The organism is Desulfothermus sp. (assembly GCF_053993635.1).
The window spans coordinates 25,729-43,915 of record NZ_JBMYBT010000086.1 but is presented as its reverse complement, the minus strand read 5'-3'; the positions used below and the strand labels follow the sequence as shown (position 1 = coordinate 43,915).

Below are 18,187 nucleotides of genomic sequence, written 5' to 3'. Positions count from 1 at the left end.
TTTATTGCTTCTTTTTTTAGGGCCTCATTATCCAGTAGATGTTTTGGCAAAATCCCAATTGACCAAGCTGACAAGGCAGGGGAATAGAGTCGTTTATATATTACTTTTACAGTGTATGGGTCTATGACCTTAACCTTTTTTATAGGTTCAAAATCAGATATCCTTGGAGATAGATTTTTGGGGTCCATTATAGCCTCATATGTAAATTTTACATCTTCAGCAGTTAGTTTGTAGCCATCGTGAAAAAATATTTTCTTTCTTAAGTGAAATACAATCACTGGATTGTGTTCAAATGGGGTAAAAAATTTTTTTCTTATTTTTTCTCTTTCATTATCTGATAAGTCTTTGCCTTTAATTTCAACAAACTTAGCGGGCTCCATATGGTGAAAATAGTCAGAACCCAAAACTCCTTTTACTTGATTGAAAAAATTTGGCTCAACATAACTTAAGGTTACCTTCAACTTTTTAGGTAGGTTCATTTGGATTTTTAATTTTTTGTCATTAAATGTATATGTTACGGTCTTGTTCTGTTCAGGGAGTATTTCTATTTTTGTAACCTCAGGTATTGACGATATCCTTTTTATAATTTTTTTTATGGAAATATTTTTTTCTTCATTGATATAAAAATAGGCCTCTTCATTGATATCCCACGATTTTGCAATGCGCCCCCTAAAATTCAAGTGCTCGTCCCTGTCGATTAATCCTTCAAAAACCTTGGACTCAATCTCAGAAGATGCACTGTCAGCTGACAGGATTGGATTTAAAATTGCGGCATCCCCAGAAGATGCAGAGATAAACTCAACTAGCCTCTCTGGATTTCCTCTGGTCTGCTCATCATAAGTTGGCACCCAGAAATATGATTGAAACAAAACAATCACCAAAAAAAGAGGGGCAAACAATAATATCTTTTTTATTTTCATTTGAAAATTATTAAACCAATTCTCAGAAAATTACAAGTAACCCATTTATGTGTTAGTGATTCTATGGTGTATTGGTGTATTGGTTTTCTTCTCTTTCTGTTCTGATCCCGAATTACGAATTACAAATCACGAATCAATGATAATTCAGGGTCAGAAACTGCTGACCCTGAACAATAAAGATTACCTACATATTTAAATCACCTTACTTGCGGCAAGTTCCCTTTTTTCCGCACTAAACTCTTTAACTTCTTCAAAGGTAAGGGCCTTGGTAGGGCATGCTTCGACACACGCTGGGGTCTCTCTATCAGGACATCTATCACACTTTATCACCTTTTTTCTGTCTGCTGAAATTACCCCAAAGGGGCATGCAAGCACACACATAAAACAACCTATGCACTTCTCTTCATCGCATATAGTAACATTTCTTTCGTCTTTGTGCATTGCACCTGTAGGACAGACTTTAATACATGGGGAATCGTCACAATTTCTACATTGAAGAGGGATATTTTTGTTTTGGTAAAACTGAACAAATACTCTTTTACGTGGAGGTTTTGATTCAAAGATAGATGTAAATATGTTTTTAGTAAGGGAATGTTCAACCCTGCAGGCTATCTCACAGGAAAGACATCCCAGACATTTATCAAAATTTACAAAAAGTTCCTTCATATTCCTACTCCAGTTGTTTTTAAATTATATTCCCAGAGATTTTCTTTTTTCTAAAATGTGGTTTTCCATAATATCCACAGTTTTCTGGATATTTTCTTCTATAACAAAAAATCCTCCAAATACCTCTTTGGCTGTTTGAGTTAATATTTTCACCACCTCTTTACCTCCAAGTACAGGGGGAACTGGCCAGAGATGAACTGGAACACCTGATGCCACAAAATAAGTGCCAATGGAAACAGCCTTTTCTGTCATCCACTCTGGAGCAGACCCAAATAAAGGCAAATCAGATATATCCACATCCAGATAATCAGCCAAACCGGCTGCAAGAACCAGTATTCTACTGCAATCCACACAGCTCCCCATGTGCAAAAAAGGCGGGATATTAAGAGCTTCACATACGTTTTTTAGACCTTCTCCAGCTTCTTTAGCCGCATCTACAGATAAAAGACCTGCCTTAGCCAGTGCTATTGCCCAGCATCCTGTTCCTATTACTAAGATATCTCTTTTTATAAGCTCCTTTGCCAGATTTACATGATAATAATCTTGCTTTACCTTTGGATTGTTACATCCAACTATTCCAACTACTCCTTTGATTTTCCCCTGTTTTATAGCCTCTACCAGTGGAGTTACATTACCACCCAGGGCAGATAAAATCTGTTCCACACTAAAACCAACCAGCGCCTCTTTGTTTTCTTCTGGGATATTTACCTTTGATTCATCCCTGTTTTCAAAATTGTCTATTGCAATTTTAACAATCCGTCTCGCAACCTCTTCAGCATTATCCTCTTCAAATTGAACATGCATAGCACCAGGGAAGAGTGCCTGGTCACTGGTGGAAATAAATTTTGTATGAAAACATTTGCTCAAATTGGCAAGAGCAGGGAAAATACACTGAACATCAACCACCATTGCTTCAACAGCACCTGTAATCACAGCAAGTTCCTGATGAAGTTCATTTCCAGCCACTGGGACATTATGTCTCATTAAAATCTCATTTCCAGTACAACACATTCCAGCTATATTAATTCCCTTTGCCCCTTTGCTCTTTGCGTATTCAATGAGCTCAGGATCCTGAGCTGCAGCCACAATCTGTTCAGAAAGAACTGGTTCATGTCCGTGTATTACCAGATTTACCCTATCCTTTTTAAGGACTCCCAGATTGGCATAAACAGCATGAACTTTAGGAGTACCAAACAATATATCCTGACATTCAGTGGCAATTAAAGAACCTCCCCATCCATCTCCTAAGGACGCTCTAATCCCCTGCATTATTATAGATAGAGGATGGTTATCCACTCCAATATGTGTCCTGTGCATGATATCCACAATTTCTCTATCTATATTCCTTGGCAGGACTCCAAAAATCTTCCCTGTGTTCTGATATAAACTCTCCTCTATTTTTAACCATTTTTCCTTTAATTTCTTGGCCGCATACCCTTCGAGAAATCTTATAGGTTTTGAATCCTGTTTCCCATAATCATTTAATGCTACATCTGCCACCTCTTTAGCTATCTGGAATTTATCCTTGTCCTTTACATCTATTCCCAATCTCTTTGCCACCTCTTTTAATTTTCCCTCGTCTTTTATCTCATAGTGAGTATTCTTTCCTTCTGCCACCTCCTTGAGTAGCATTGCAGGTCTTCTCCCGTGATCAGAATGGGCTGCTGCGCCTGCTGCAATCATTCTCACAAGATTTCTGGCCACAATGGTATCTGCTTCAGCACCGCAGACTCCCTTTTGTGGCCCTTCTCCAAAGGGATCAATCCTGCATGGTCCCATTACGCAATTTCTACAACACACACCCAGTTGCCCAAAGCCACACTGAGGTTGTTGTTCTTTGAGCCTATCCCACACAATTTCATAGTTTTTCTTGTGGGCAAGCTCAATCATCTGGTTGGCTGCACTATCAAAACTAAGCTCTTTACTCATATATCCCCCCCAAAAAAAATTAAAAAGATTGAATGTTACCTATAAAGACCCTTTACCGATATCTCTTTCAAACACTTATCACATAAAATTTTATCCTCAAGAAAAGGGACTTTTTCTTTTATTTTTTTCATTTGTTTTTTTGTGCCAATTATTCCATTACATTTTTCACAAAATACAAGCTCAAACCTACACAACTCAGCACCACACAAACTCAATATCCTTTTATTCCTGACATCTTGGACTTGCATGGCTCCTGTGGGACAATTTCTAGCGCAGGCCCCACATCCCACACATAATTCTTGATTAATTTGCACATCCCTGTTCCCGTCTTCTTTTAGATAACCTAAAGACAACGCTCCTATTTTTACCTCGTTTTCACATACCTCTACACATCTTCCGCATCTAATGCACAAATCACATCTCAAACATCTAGCGCATTCCTGATGCACTACGTCTTGTTCCCATCTTTGGTTTATCCCGTTATTTTTAGAAGATAATAGCTCTTTTCTTTTAATAGAAATCTTCTTATCCATAGATATGGACAAAAAGGATTCTCTTCCTCTTCTTCGTGGAAAAAGAGGAGTTTGTTTAAATTTTTTTTGAGATAAATAAGTATCTATTCCATGGGCAGCTTTTTTTCCACCTCCTATTGCCTCAACAACAGTTGCTGGACCCAAAACCGCATCTCCAGCAGCAAAAATTCCTTTTATGTTGGTACGCATATTTATTGGATCTATCAAATAAATAGCATTATTTTCCCATTTTAAAGGCTCAATTACTCCCTGTTTAGACCAGGATTCGCCACAAATATCTTTTAAACAATTTTTTTCAATTCGTTGCCCTATGGCAAAGATAATGGCATCTGCAGGTATTGTAAATTCGCTTCCTTGTATAGGTATGGGTTTTCTCCTTCCGGACTTGTCCATATCACCAAGCTCTGCCTTTAAACATTCTATTGCCTCAACCTTTCCATTTGTTCCTGAAATCTTCCTGGGAATAGTAAGAAATTTAAAAATTATCCCTTCTTCTATAGCCTCTTTTATTTCATATTCATGGGCTGGCATCTCTTCTCTTGAACGTCTGTAAGCTACTATAACTTCTCTACAACCCAGCCGCACACATGTCCTGGCAGCATCAATGGCAACATTTCCTCCCCCTATTATAACTACCCTATTCCCTGGAAAAACCTTTTTACCCTGATTTATATCCCGTAAAAAATCCAGTGCTGATATTACTGGAGAATATTGTTCCACTCCTTCAATCCCCAGAGATATAGAATCGTGAGCACCAATTCCTATAAAAAAGGCTTCAAAACCTTCTTCCTTCAAAGACTCAATATCAACATCTTTTCCAAAAGTGGTGTTTAATCTGAATTTAACGCCCAAAGATTTTATAAATTCAATCTCAGCATCCAGAATTTCTCTGGGCAACCTGAATTCAGGAATTCCAACCCTAAGCATTCCTCCTGGACTGGAAAAACTATCTATAACACATACCTCATATCCCATAAGAGCCAGATAATATGCACAAGAGAGCCCAGCAGGGCCACTTCCAATTATCGCAACCTTTTTGCCATTTAAAGTTATATTTTCAGGGTTCTTAAAGAAAAGGCCCTTTTTAAAAACTTCATTTGCTACAAAGGCTTTTAAAGACATTATAGACAAAGGCGAATCTATCCGCCCACGTACACAATTCAATTCACAGGGATGGGTGCAAATTAAACCACAAACCCAGGGGAAAGGATTGTCCTTTCTAATTACTTTAATCGCCTCTTCATATTTACCTTTGCCTATTAGTGTTATAAAGGTGGGAATATCTATATCTGCAGGGCATGCCTTTTGACATGGCGGAATAGCGAGTAAAGGACATTCGTCAAACAAACACACTTTGTACAACAAATGATCTTCAAAGATCTCTATGTTGTTTTCTATTACACTTGATGCCCTTAATAAGAATTCTTTTGCCTCTTTTGCATATTTTGTAAAATTCGATATCTTATTTAACAACTTTTCAATAGTATCTTTATTCCCTATCCCCCGAGTGATATTCAGCAAAACCTGTTTTATTTCATCTAAATATAAAATTTCTTGAAGATTTGACACTCTATTTTGTTTAGACAAAAGTTCTCTATACAGGCTATTAACTGGACATTTATCTGTTAACATCAAAACTCTCCTATAGAAAATTTAGATATTAAGGATAGATTAGTTTTGAAAGGAGTATAATAATTTGCAGGATAAAAGTAAATATATTGTCAAAAATTATAATGCTCGTTCATAAAAAAGAATTTTTGGGAAAATTTTTAGGGGGCATGGCTCCCAAGATGTAGGATTTATTATTTTGAAAAATATTAAACCAACTCTCACAAAATTCCAAGAAATCGATTTATGGATTTTTATGAACAATATTAATCTCTATTGGGTGGGCATAACTAGGGATTTTTATTGAGATTTTTTCATGTTTGATATCAACCTCGATTTCCCTTTGCAAACTTCCATTTAATTCTGGATATTTTGTTCTAAGCTCTGGGAAATTTATGTTACCTAGGGCTATTTCTAGGAGAGCTATTTTTGCCTCATTTGTTTTTGAGGGATTTTTAAAATACTCAGAGATGGACTTGTTATATAAACGTCTTAGCGCAGTTTCTATGCAATGGTTTTTTAATTGAAGTTTAAATTTCATTTTTTAACCCAAGTTTGTCAAAATTTTTGACCAACTTAGGTAAGTGGGTGGGCTATATGCCCACCCATGTGTTAATTATTTCATTTCTTTTACTTTTTCAGTAAGCACTGGCAAGAACTCAATACAGTCTTCAACTACACCAACATCAGCAACCTGGAATATAGGAGCCTTTGGATTTGTGTTGATAGCTACAATAAATGGATTTCCCTTGATTCCAGCAACGTGCTGGAAGGCACCGCTGATACCAACTGCAATGTATACTTTTGGTTTTACAGTCTTACCAGATGTTCCAACCTGTCTAGAATGATCAAGCCATTTTGCGTCAACAACTGGTCTTGAACAGGAAACCACACCACCAAGGGCCTCAGCCAACTCTTCTGCTAGCTCAATATTTTCTTCCTCTCCAATACCACGACCAACAGATACCAATATGTCTGCCTGGGTGATGTCAACGTCACCAGCTTCAGCCTCTTTTACTTCAATAAATTTTCTCTTTGCTTCTACATCGCCAGCATCAGCGCTCTTATCAACTATCTCGCCACTGGCACCTTTTGACTCATTTGGTTCAAAGGTACCAGGTCTTATGGTGATAACAATACCATTTGCCATATCAGCCTCAACATGGGTATGAACCTGTCCACTAAATTCCTGGCGAATTGCAACGATCTTATCACCTTCCACCTTATCAATTCCAACTACATCAGGAATATATGGAACATCCATTTTTACTGAAAGTCCAGGGGCCAAATCAATTCCAAAGGTATCATGTGGAACCAAACATACAGATCCTTTGGGTAGGATATTTACTAGCATTGGCCTGATAAGTTCTGCATTGGGATAGGTAAGATCAGCTTTGTCTATTTTCCACACTGTATTATAAGTTTTAGCAGCCTCTTCACAAGCCTTGTTTAGATTATCGCCAGTTCCAAACACCAATGCAACAACATTGGCTGACTCATCTATTTTTTTGGCTGCATTAATGAGCTCAAGTGCAGAGTCGTCTAATACGCCATCATGGTGTTCAATATATGCAAAAATTTCCCTACTCATTATTTGATTCCTCCTTTGGCTTTCAAGAGTTCAACCAACTTTTCAGCGACTTCTTCCATATCACCTTCCAAGATCTCAGCACCTTCTCCCATCTCAGGAATAAAGTAGTCTAACCTTTTGACCCTTGGTGCCACCTCATCTTCTGAAAGCCCAAGGTCTGAAAGTTCCATTTCTGGAATCTCAACTCCTGCAACCTTTCTGATTCCTCTAATACCAACATATCTAGGTTCATTTATACCAGTCTGAATTGAAAGAACACATGGAAGTTTAATCTCACTAATTTCTTGATTTCCACCTTCAATTTCCCTTCCAATCTTTAGAGTATTATCATCTATTATTTCAATGTAATTTACCAGGGATGCATAGGGGAGATCTAAAAGCGCAGCCAGCATACCACCTACCTGAGCCGCACCGTCATCTGCCTGTGCACCAGTTAAGATAAGGTCGTAATTCCCCTTTTCAACAACTGCCTTGAGTGCCTTGGCTACACCTAGGCCATCGGTTCCTTCCAGTGTTTCGTCATTTATGTGAATACCCTTGTCTGCACCCATTGCCATTTCACGTCTAAGCACCTCATCTGCTTCCTCATCACCAACAGTTACAACTGTAACTGATCCACCAACTTTGTCTTTGATTTGAATTGCTTCTTCAACAGCATAGTTGTCCCACTCGTTTACTGAGTAAACTAAATCATCTCTCTCAATATCAGTTCCGTCGCTGTTGATCTCAATTTCATTTTCCGCAGGATCTGGCACCCTTTTTACACAAACTAAAATTTCCATACTCACCTCCCACTAATTATTCTATAATTAATTGTTTAACTATTAATTCTGTTAGGTCCATTACCTGAATTTTACCCTCAAATCCAGTAGTTTTTACACCATCTTCCAAATGAGTTAAACAGAATGGACAACACACAACTATTGCATTAGCCCCGGCTTCATTTGCCATCTTCACCCTAATTTGTCCCATACGCTGCTCTTCTTCTGGTGGTTCATAAAAGAGCATCAGTCCACCACCACCGCAGCAGAAGGATCTGTCCTTGTGCCTTTCCATTTCAACTCTTTTTAGCCCTGGTATTGCATCTAAGACCTTTCTTGGTGCGTCATAAATGAGATTGTGTCTGCCTAAATAGCATGGATCGTGATAAGTGAATACAAGGTCTGGATCTTCTATTGGTTTAAACCTTAGTTTCCCCTCGTTTATTTTTCTCAAGATATATTCTGATATGTGTTCTACTGGCGGAATTCCATCATAATCCTTTTTTAAGGCATTGTATGCATGTGGATCAGCAGTTACTATCCTCTTACAACCAGAGTTCAAAATTGCATCTATGTTTTGATCCCTTAAGGTGAGAAAGAGCATCTCTTCTCCAAATCTCCTCACCTCATGTCCAGAGTCCTTTTCTGCTTTGCCAAGAATACCAAAGTCTTCTCCACATGCATTGAGAATTTTTACCACTGCCCTTGCTATTTCATTTGCACGTTCGTCATAGGATGTGGCACTATCAACAAAATACAATGTCTCTGCCTGGGCCTTTTTGCCTACTATCTTCACATCTATGTCCTCAAGGGACTTGGTCCACTCAGCCCTCTTCTTTTCCATCTTGCCATAGGGATTTCCCCTTTTGGCCAGGGCATTAAGTGGTTTTTGCAGGGTCTGGGGCACCATTCCCTCGTCCACCATGCCACGTCTTAGATCAACGATTTTATTGATATATTCATTTAATACTGGGCATTCTTCTTCACAAGAGCCGCATGTGGTGCAGGACCAGATTTCATCTTCTTCATAAATAGTTCCAATTAGTGGTTCCTTTGGTTTTATTTCTCCAAGTACAGGAAATCTATCAAAGATGTATTCTCTTGCTTTAATAGTTAAAAATCTGGGTATTAATGGCCTTCCTGCTGCATTTGCAGGACATACATCTGCACACCTACCACAGTCAACGCATGTATAAAAGTCCAATATATTTTTCCATGTAAAGTCTTCTAGGTATTTGACTCCAAAATAAGGCAGGTTATCCAGCTCCTCTTCAGTTACCCCATATTTTACAGGCTTTACTGTACCACGATCCAGTTTAGCGAAAAATACGTTAAAGATAGAAGTAATAACGTGAAAATGTTTTCCAAAAGGCAAAAAACAGAGGAAGAAAAAGAAGACTGAATCATGAATGAAATAGGAGGTGGTGTTGATAAATTGCAGAAAACCCTTTGATGTGCCACCTAGCATTTTGGCAAAAATCCATGAAAGTGTCAAAGGAGGTAGAAATTCAGCATGGAGTCCTTGCTGTTTTTGTGCGGCTACAATAGAGGCACTGTAGAGGCTTTCAAATATCATGAGTGTACCAATTAGCCCTAAAACAAAAATAGCTTCAAAGGTGTGGTCTTTGCCATATTTTGGAGGCACTTTGTATCTTTCTGGGGTAAAGATTCCTCTTCTTATACCTGCCACAATACAAGCTATTAATACAAAGGTTGCAGCATAGTCCTTCAGAAAATTGTAGACATCGCCTAAAAATCCACCAAGACCTGGAAAAACAAAGTGTGGCTTAAATCCTTCGATAACAAGTGAAGTGGAGCGAATTGATAGAATAAGAAAGCCAGCGAAAATCACTATATGTATTACGCCGGCAACTAGGTATCTTGGCTGTTTATATTGGCCTAACCAAAATTTTAACACGTACTTTAACCTTTGTTTAGGCCTGTCAAATCTGGGATCAGGTTGTGCCTTTGCAAGTGGAATTAATCTCCTGGCCATTATATAGCAAAAGGCTGAAATACCTATTAAGGGAATAAGCACCGCAAATAGTGAGAGGGGTATTCCCAATATAGTTACCTTTGCTACAGGTGTTAATGCCATTTCCATAAACTCACCTCATTAAATTTTTTGGGGGCAAAATTCGCCCCCTTTATTTAAGGATTTGTAAATGTATTATTTACCACCAAAGGAATTTTCATCAATTGATACTACTGTATCCTTCATATTCATTATCATGTTCATCTTGCCCATTGTTACAGGAAGGATATAATGGGTGAAGAATTCAATATTTTTGAGCTGTCCGTTATAAAAAGCAATGTCTTTTTTCTTGGCCTTTTCCAGGGCCTTGGCTGCAACAGCTGCCCTCCAGAGGAGCATCCATGCCATAATTATATCTCCAACAACTTCCATAAATGGATAAGCATGGGCAAATGCAGTCAAAATTTCAGCGCTCATGGCCTTACCACCAATGGTCATTGCAACTTCGCCGAGCTTATTTAATGCCTTTTCTAATTCTTCAGCATAACCTTTAAGAGCGTCAATAGATTTTGCCTCAGCTAGGGTCTTCTGGATTTCGCCCATTACATCCATTATTGCCTTACCCTTTTTTAGGCCTAACTTCCTTCCTAAAAGGTCCATTGCCTGGATACCATTGGTACCCTCGTAAATCATGGTAATCCTGCAATCTCTTACAAACTGTTCCATGGGATACTCTTTAGTATATCCGTATCCACCAAATACCTGTACACCCAGGTTGGTTACTTCATAAGACCTATCTGTACCATATCCCTTACAAATTGGAATTAATACATCAATTATGTTCTGATATTTCTCTTTTTCTTCTTCTTTGTCTGTTACTCTCTTTAGATCTTCCAAAAGTCCCACGTACCATAGTAAGGAACGCAGACCCTCAACAAATACCTTCATTTGCATAAGCATCCTTCTAACATCTGGATGTTGAATAATTGGTACTGGAGATGCACTCTTATCCCGCAAGTCTTTAAGGTGGCGTCCCTGTACCCTTTCTCTAGCATAATTAACTGCTTCAATGTAAGAGGCAGATGCCAGTGCTGCGCCTTGGGAGCCAACAAGTAGCCTTGCCTGATTCATCATGAGGAACATTTCCCTCATGCCCTTATTTTCCTGACCTAAGAGGAGACCACGGCATTTGCCTTTGCTTCCCAAGGAGAGTGAGCATGTGGAACTGCCATGAATTCCCATTTTTTCTTCAATACCAGTACATACAACATCATTAAACTCACCCAAAGAACCGTCTTCATTTACCCAATATTTTGGAACAATAAAAAGGGAAATACCATCGGTTCCAGGAGGAGCCCCTTCAATCCTGGCTAAAACTGGATGGATTATATTTTCTGTTAAATCTTGCTCACCACCAGTAATAAAAATTTTATTTCCAGTAATAGAATATGTGCCGTCTTCATTTTTTACAGCAGTGGTTGTAAGGGCACCTACATCTGATCCTGCCTGGGGCTCTGTAAGAAGCATTGTACCGCCCCATTCGCCTGTGTAGAGTTTCTTTAAAAATAATTTTTTTTGCTCTTCTGTTCCAAATGCCTCTATTAAGTGTCCTGCACCTACTGTTAATCCAATGTAAAGTTGAAGGGCGCAGTTTGCACCTATAAAATAGTCCCCAGCAGCCATAGCCACTGAGCGGGGCATACCCTGTCCACCCCATTCAGGGTTCTCAGACATTCCTATCCACTCACCTTCTTTTAATAGATCATATATCTTGTGGAATTCTTCTGGAACAATGACCTTGCCGTCTTCAAACTTAACTCCTATCTCATCACCTATTTTGTTTGTAGGAAGCATTTCTTTGATTGCTAGATTCCTAGCTTCTTTTAAAATTAGCTCAATGGTCTTTTTGTTGAAATCTGAATACTTTTCATACTTTTCACTTAGTTCTTGAACCTTTAATTGTTCAAAAAGTACAAAATCTACATCCCTGCGATCTGCTAGTTGTTGTGCCATAACCAACTCCTTTTTTTAATTATTTTTCTTTGTCATTGCCAATGCCCTTAACAATTAAATCCATCAAGGGATCGGCCATAGAAGACAAACTATATTTTTTTGAAGTGTAAACCCAGGTGGTTATCACTTCATCGATAGCACCTACCATAAGTTGTCTCACCAGGGGAATGGAAAGGTCTTTCCTGATAGTCCCTTCCTTTTGCCCGAGTTGTATAATTTCTTTTACTAATTCCATATACATATTGGACATTTCCTTGATCTTGTCCTTTGACAGTTGACTCCGCTTTTTGGACTCCACTTGATATACAATTGCCATCTCACGACTGTGTTCAAAGGCACTTAAATGGGCATGGATTAGCCTTCTCAACTTATCAAGGGCATTTTTCCCCTTTTTTACCTCGTCCTTGAATTTTGCAAAGACTTCCTTGGTCCTGTAATTGAAAAAACTCTTTAAGATATCGTCCTTGTTTTTAAAATATAGGTAAATGGTGCCATCTGCCACACCTGCTTCTCTCGCTATTTGAGATATAGTGGCCTTATAGTAACCATGCTTTGAAAAGATTTTTATCGCTGCCTCTAAAATCTTTTCGTATTTTTCATTTCTTTTTGATTCTCTATTTTGCATGGGCAATTTTTTCTAATTTATTAAATTTTTTTAAAAAAATACTGAATGAATATTCATTCACGTCCCATTTAGCAAAATTTAAAACAAAATGTCAAGCACAATTAGAAAAAATCATTAATGAAACGGCACAAAAAAATTTTATAAAATTAAAAAATTACTTGTTAATTTAGGTCGTTAATATTAATGTTATGGAATAAAAGAATAAAAAGTTATGTTACGTATTATGCATATTTCGTAATTATGTTAGGAGGTCGCAAGACTATTTTAACAGCAGTCACTTTATGAAATTATCCACATTGATAATAATTGACAACTAACTTGCTATATTTAATATAAAATTTTTTGTGTAGGAGGAGTTATGGGACAGAAAATCACTATAGACCCAATTACCAGAATTGAAGGTCATCTTGCTGTTAAATTAGAGACAGAAAGGCGAAAAAACGGTTATATTGTTACGTCTGCTTTTTCTGTTGGCGCTATGTTTAGAGGCTTTGAGGTGCTCTTAAAAGGTAGAGATCCCTTAGATGCCCAGCAAATTACCCAGAGGATTTGTGGTGTGTGCCCGATTTCCCAAGGCATAGCTTCCTGTAAGGCGCAAGAAAATGCGTATGGTATAAAGCCAAACAAAAACGGTAGGCTTCTTCAAAATTTGATACTAGCTGCCAATTATATTCAATCTCATATTGTCCACTTTTATCATTTAAGTGTCCTGGATTATGTGGACGTCACTTCAATTGTTGGTTATCGGGGAAATGATTTGGAACTACTTAAATTAAAGGATTGGGCAATTGATAAACTAAAGAGTTCTAAATTAGGGGAGCCCTATGCACTGGGGCCATTTTTACCCAGGTATGAAGGGGAATTTTATTTAACAGACAGAGATACAAACATAGAATTTTTAAAACACTATTTAATGGCCCTGGATATGAGAAGAATTGCCCATGAGATGTGTGCTGTTTTTGGTGCTAAAGTGCCCCATTCAACAGCCCTTGTCCCAGGGGGGTGTACCCAAATACCAAGTGAGGAGAGAGTTTTGGCGTATAGGTCAAGATTACAAATGTTAAAAGATTTTGTTGAAAGGGTGTATATTCCTGATGTCTTTGCCTTGTTTTCCCTTATGCCAGAGTACTGGAAAATAGGAAAAGGATATAGAAATCTTTTGGCCTACGGGGTTTTTGATCTAGATAATGGAGATACCCTTTTTAAGAGAGGCGCAATTATTTATGGCAAATATGAACCCCTGGATTTGGGTAAAATAAGAGAAGATGTGAAATATTCCAGGTTTTCATCTCCATCTTCTCTACACCCAAGTAGAGGTGAGACAATCCCAGATCCAGATAAGCGAAACGCCTATACATGGATTAAAGCTCCAAGATATGATGGACATCCAATGGAAGTGGGTCCCCTTGCCAGAATAATGGTTGATTACCATGCCCCGGGGAAATCTGTAGTAAGAGAGTTTTTAGATGGGGTTATGAAACAATTTAATATTCAAAAAGAAGATTTTTATTCAGTGGCAGGGCGGCATGTAACCAGGGCGTTGGAATTAAAGATAATTATAGAAAAAGCAATGGATTGGTTAGATGATATAGATGTGGACAAGGCCCCTGCCAGGGATTTTGACCTGGTAAAAAAGGGAGAAGGTGTAGGACTCACTGAGGCTCCTAGGGGTGCTTTAGGACATTGGCTCACTATATCAGATTATAAAATAGACAGATATCAGTGTGTTGTTCCAAGTACATGGAACTTTTCTCCAAGGGACGATAAGGGAAATCCTGGGCCTGTGGAGAGATCATTAATTGGTGTTAGATTAAAGGATTCCAAACAACCAATGGAAGCAGCACGGGTGATTAGATCCTTTGATCCATGTCTTGCCTGTGCAATACATTAATTTAACTATTTTAAAATTTTTTCAGAGAGTTTAAGTTTAAAAAGCAGGGGGCTTGATATGAAATCATTGTCTAGAAGAGATTTTTTAAAAATAGGAAGTTATCTAGTTGCTGGCTATGGGTTGTCTGGCGCTCTTACTCCAGTATTTGCAAGGGGGTTGGAGAAGCTTAGCCATGGCACTCCCAAAATACTTTGGCTTGAAGCTCAAGGTTGCAGTGGGTGTACTATATCCTTTTTAAATGCCAATGCTCCTTATGTTCAACAAGTTATCACTCAGATTGCTTCGATTATGTTTCACCCAACCATTTCAGCCGCCCAGGGCCATGTGGCATGGGAAATTCTGGAAGACATTAAACATAGCAACTTCCCATATATTCTGGTTATTGAAGGATCTATTCCTTATAAAATGCCAAAGGCCTGTATGATAGGAGAAAAGACCTTTGAAGAAGTTGCAATACCCTTTTTGGAAAAGGCCCAATACATCCTAGCTGTTGGTAGCTGTGCATCCTATGGGGGCATTCCTTCAGCAGAAGGGAATCCCACTGGTGCAGTGAGTGTAAAAGAATTTATGGAAAAAAAATCTATTCCTTATAAAAATAGACTGGTCAACTGTCCCCTTTGTCCAACACATCCAGACTCCATTGTAGGGACACTTGGTTATCTGGCAGCAAAAGGGTATCCTGATGTTGATGAAAACTTGCTCACGCCAAAGATGTTTTATGCGCATTCCGTGCATTACAATTGTCCAAGGTATCACTACTATGAAAAGGGCATGTTTGCCAGAAAATTTGGAGAAGAGGGGTGTTTATTCAAACTTGGGTGTTTGGGACCTTTAAGTTATACTTCCTGTCCAAGAAGACAGTGGAATGGTGGGGTGAATTGGTGTGTTAGGGCAAATGCTCCATGTATTGGTTGTTCTCATCCCTATTTTGCAAAGTTCAAAGATTTTCCCTTTTACAGAAAGGGAGAGAAATACCATAATGTTTCATATAAGGAAGAGGATAGGAAGAATTAGAAATGGAGGTGTTTGATGTCTATATCTAATAAAATCTTCGGTGCAGTAATTTTGATTGTGTTTTTTGTGGCACTGGTTGGTGCAATATCTTCTGTTAAATTGACCCAACGGGGATTTGACGTTATTTTTAAAGATTTAACAAGTTCCTTACACAGTATGGAAGATAGGATATCCAAAAATTTTATTGAAATGGGAGAATCTCAGGGTATTGGAATTTTAAATTTGGCACAAATAGCAGCAGGGGATTCCCTGCTGCCTGGTGAGGAGAAGAAGTTTGAAGTTGTTGCCAAACAAATTGGGAAGTTAAAAGGTATTGAGGAATTTTCCTTTTTTAATAGCCAAGGAAAGGTAGTACTTTCATCTGTGGATGAGGCAGTTGGAAGAAAATTAGAGAAAGAGATCATGGAAAAATCGTTGTCCTCTAAGTCTTTTATAACTAAACAAGACCAAAACTATTTACATATCTACAAAACAATCTATGTAAATGAAGATATGATTAGATTTAATCCCAACTGGAAAGTGGGAGATTTTTTGGGCCTTTTATACCTGAAAATTTCAAAAAATGCAGTAAATTCTCTGATAAAGAAGAACAAAGAGCAAATTTTATCTATAATAGATAAAGGGAAAAATAATTTAACTAAAACAATGAAAAACAATATATATTCAGCGATAATCGTTGGTATAATTTCCCTAATAATTGGCGTAACTGTCATATGGTCTATTTTAACCACTTCCCTAAAGAAACCATTAATGGAAATGATAGAATTTGCTAGCGCAATGGCCCAGGGAGATTTTAGCAAAACCATGGAAGTAACTAACAAAGATGAGGTTGGAAAGGTAATTGATGCCATGAATAATGTTTCAAAATCTACTCAAGATATAATTTCTCAGTTTAACAAAGCTGTTAAGGAAATATCCCATGGAAAACTCGATTATCGGGCAGATGAGTCAGGCTTGGATGGTGGGTTTAAGGATTTAATCAGAGGAGCAAATAAAATTGCTGATACATATGAAGTCCTTATAAACAATCTCCCTATTGGGATAGTAAATATGGATAAGGACTTAAAGATTAAATATGTGAACTCTGAAGTGCAAAAAATGATAGGGAGAGATTTAAATTCTCTTATTGGAACTAATTGCTGGAATCATTTCAATACTTCCATATGTCAAACAAATGAATGCGTTTGCAAAAAGACCCTGGAATCCAGAGACATACATAGGGCAGAGATAGAGGCTAAAATAAACAGCGAAATAAAACACTTAGATATTACTGCATTTCCTGTTTGGGATTTAAATGGCAATGTTGTTGGAGCTACTAATGTGGTTTATGACCTAACGGAAATTAAAAATTATGAAAAATTACAAGATACAATAAATAGTGTTGTTTATATTTCTTCAAACCTTGCCTCTGCCTCTGCTGAACTTGCAGCTCAGGTGGAAGAAGTTAGTCGAAGTGTGGATGAGCAAAGTAATAAGATTGGTGAGATAGCAACTGCCATGGAAGAAATGAGCTCCACTGTGTTAGAAGTATCAAAGAATGCCCAACATACTGCCGAGGCTGCAAACGATACAAAAAATATGGCACAAGAAGGTACAAAGGCAGTAAATGAGTCCTTTAAACTTATGAAGAATGTGCACGAAAAAGCAAAGCAATTATTATTGGACATGAAAGAAATGGAATCTCATGTACAGGGGATTGGTGAACTTATGGATACTATTTCAGATATTGCAGACCAGACCAATTTACTAGCTCTTAATGCTGCAATAGAAGCTGCTAGGGCAGGGGAAGCTGGAAGGGGATTTGCTGTTGTTGCAGATGAGGTCCGAAAGCTGGCAGAAAAGACCATGTCAGCAACAATAGAGGTAGGAGAGTTTATAAAGAAGATTCAAGAAACAAGTAATATGAATATGCAATCTACTGAGGCAGTTAATGAGGCTATTGAAGAAAATATGGAGCTGGCAAAAACAGCGGAGGCACTGCTGAACAAAATGTTAGAGCTATCCCAGTCCACATCGGATCAAGTTAGAAACATAGCCACAGCAGCAGAAGAACAATCTGCCACCACTGAGCAAATATCCAGATCTACTGAAGAGGTCAATGTAATTTCTCAAGAAATAAGAGAGACTATGAATCAGTCTGTTCAAGCGATTACGGATTTAAATGGGCTTGCGCAGCAGCTAAATAACCATATTGAGGAGATGAAGAGAATTTAAGCAAATTTTATTATGGGGTTTAGTCTTGACATGTTTTTTTTATGTTTATACCCTAAATGCCTTCAAAAAAATTATCCCTTGTTCTCTGAATTTCATGTCAGAGGGCCAAGAGACCAAAAGGAGGTATTATGAAACTCAGGAAGTATGAGACCTTGATTTTATTTAATCCTGACATGGGAAATAGTGAACGTCAGGAGGTGCTTGAAGATCTTACCAATGTTGTGGAACAGGAGTATAAAGGAAAGTGGCTTGTAACTGATGATTGGGGCGTGAGGGAATTGGCATATCCTGTAGAAAAACATACAAGAGGGCACTATGTGCGAATTGAGTACGGGGTGCCAGGAAATGCAATTCAGGAAATAGAGAGGAAATTGAGATTAAACGAAGATGTGTTTAAATTTCTTACAGTTAAATTACAAGATAAATTTGAGATAGAGGAGGAATAGT

14 protein-coding genes are annotated in these 18,187 nt (G+C 38.0%); 4 read left to right on the top strand and 10 right to left on the bottom strand.

The annotated features are described in order from the left end of the window. The 10 genes from ACY2V1_RS06940 to fadR form a co-directional block, all read right to left on the bottom strand. Positions 1-869: ABC transporter substrate-binding protein (locus ACY2V1_RS06940; RefSeq protein ID WP_461834068.1), on the bottom strand; the 869-nt coding region annotated here is incomplete at its 3' end. 243 nt (positions 870-1,112) lie between these two features. Then, positions 1,113-1,586, bottom strand: coding sequence for a 4Fe-4S dicluster domain-containing protein (locus ACY2V1_RS06935; protein ID WP_461834067.1), 474 nt, complete (start codon positions 1,584-1,586; stop codon positions 1,113-1,115). A gap of 24 nt (positions 1,587-1,610) precedes the next feature. Beyond that, positions 1,611-3,515 (bottom strand): anaerobic carbon-monoxide dehydrogenase catalytic subunit, encoded by a 1,905-nt coding sequence (cooS, locus tag ACY2V1_RS06930; protein ID WP_461834066.1) that lies wholly within the window; start codon positions 3,513-3,515, stop codon positions 1,611-1,613. A 35-nt stretch (positions 3,516-3,550) separates the two neighbouring features. Beyond that, complete coding sequence (locus ACY2V1_RS06925; protein ID WP_461834065.1) at positions 3,551-5,680, bottom strand: NAD(P)-binding protein; 2,130 nt, start codon at positions 5,678-5,680, stop codon at positions 3,551-3,553. Positions 5,681-5,900: 220 nt separating this feature from the next. Next, positions 5,901-6,197 (bottom strand): hypothetical protein, encoded by a 297-nt coding sequence (locus tag ACY2V1_RS06920; RefSeq protein ID WP_461834064.1) that lies wholly within the window; start codon positions 6,195-6,197, stop codon positions 5,901-5,903. Positions 6,198-6,272: 75 nt separating this feature from the next. Further along, complete coding sequence (locus ACY2V1_RS06915; protein WP_461834063.1) at positions 6,273-7,247, bottom strand: electron transfer flavoprotein subunit alpha/FixB family protein; 975 nt, start codon at positions 7,245-7,247, stop codon at positions 6,273-6,275. After that, on the bottom strand, positions 7,247-8,029 hold the full coding sequence (locus ACY2V1_RS06910) for an electron transfer flavoprotein subunit beta/FixA family protein (RefSeq protein WP_461834062.1): 783 nt from the start codon (positions 8,027-8,029) through the stop codon (positions 7,247-7,249). Before ACY2V1_RS06910 ends, ACY2V1_RS06915 begins: the two co-directional genes overlap by 1 nt. Positions 8,030-8,045: 16 nt before the next feature. Continuing rightward, positions 8,046-10,112 carry a 4Fe-4S dicluster domain-containing protein gene (locus ACY2V1_RS06905; protein WP_461834061.1) on the bottom strand — a complete coding sequence of 689 codons (2,067 nt, stop codon included), beginning with the start codon at positions 10,110-10,112 and terminating at the stop codon, positions 8,046-8,048. Positions 10,113-10,178: 66 nt separating this feature from the next. Then, positions 10,179-11,996: an acyl-CoA dehydrogenase gene (locus ACY2V1_RS06900; RefSeq protein WP_461834060.1), complete on the bottom strand. Its 1,818-nt coding sequence runs from the start codon at positions 11,994-11,996 to the stop codon at positions 10,179-10,181. A gap of 19 nt (positions 11,997-12,015) precedes the next feature. Further along, the gene (gene fadR / locus ACY2V1_RS06895) at positions 12,016-12,621 is read right to left on the bottom strand and encodes a fatty acid metabolism transcriptional regulator FadR (RefSeq protein ID WP_461834059.1); all 606 of its coding nucleotides are present in this window, start codon (positions 12,619-12,621) and stop codon (positions 12,016-12,018) included. Between the two features lie 358 nt (positions 12,622-12,979). Between fadR and ACY2V1_RS06890 the strand changes: the two genes are divergently transcribed. The 4 genes from ACY2V1_RS06890 to rpsF all read left to right on the top strand — a co-directional run bounded on the left by ACY2V1_RS06890 (position 12,980) and on the right by rpsF (position 18,186). Beyond that, positions 12,980-14,512 carry a nickel-dependent hydrogenase large subunit gene (locus ACY2V1_RS06890; RefSeq protein ID WP_461834058.1) on the top strand — a complete coding sequence of 511 codons (1,533 nt, stop codon included), beginning with the start codon at positions 12,980-12,982 and terminating at the stop codon, positions 14,510-14,512. A gap of 57 nt (positions 14,513-14,569) precedes the next feature. After that, positions 14,570-15,526, top strand: coding sequence for a hydrogenase small subunit (locus ACY2V1_RS06885; RefSeq protein ID WP_461834057.1), 957 nt, complete (start codon positions 14,570-14,572; stop codon positions 15,524-15,526). Between the two features lie 15 nt (positions 15,527-15,541). Next, a complete protein-coding gene (locus tag ACY2V1_RS06880; RefSeq protein ID WP_461834056.1) occupies positions 15,542-17,740 on the top strand; it encodes a methyl-accepting chemotaxis protein in 2,199 nt (732 codons plus the stop codon). A 128-nt stretch (positions 17,741-17,868) separates the two neighbouring features. Further along, a complete protein-coding gene (gene rpsF / locus ACY2V1_RS06875; RefSeq protein ID WP_461834055.1) occupies positions 17,869-18,186 on the top strand; it encodes a 30S ribosomal protein S6 in 318 nt (105 codons plus the stop codon). The last annotated feature ends 1 nt before the right edge of the window (position 18,187 follow it).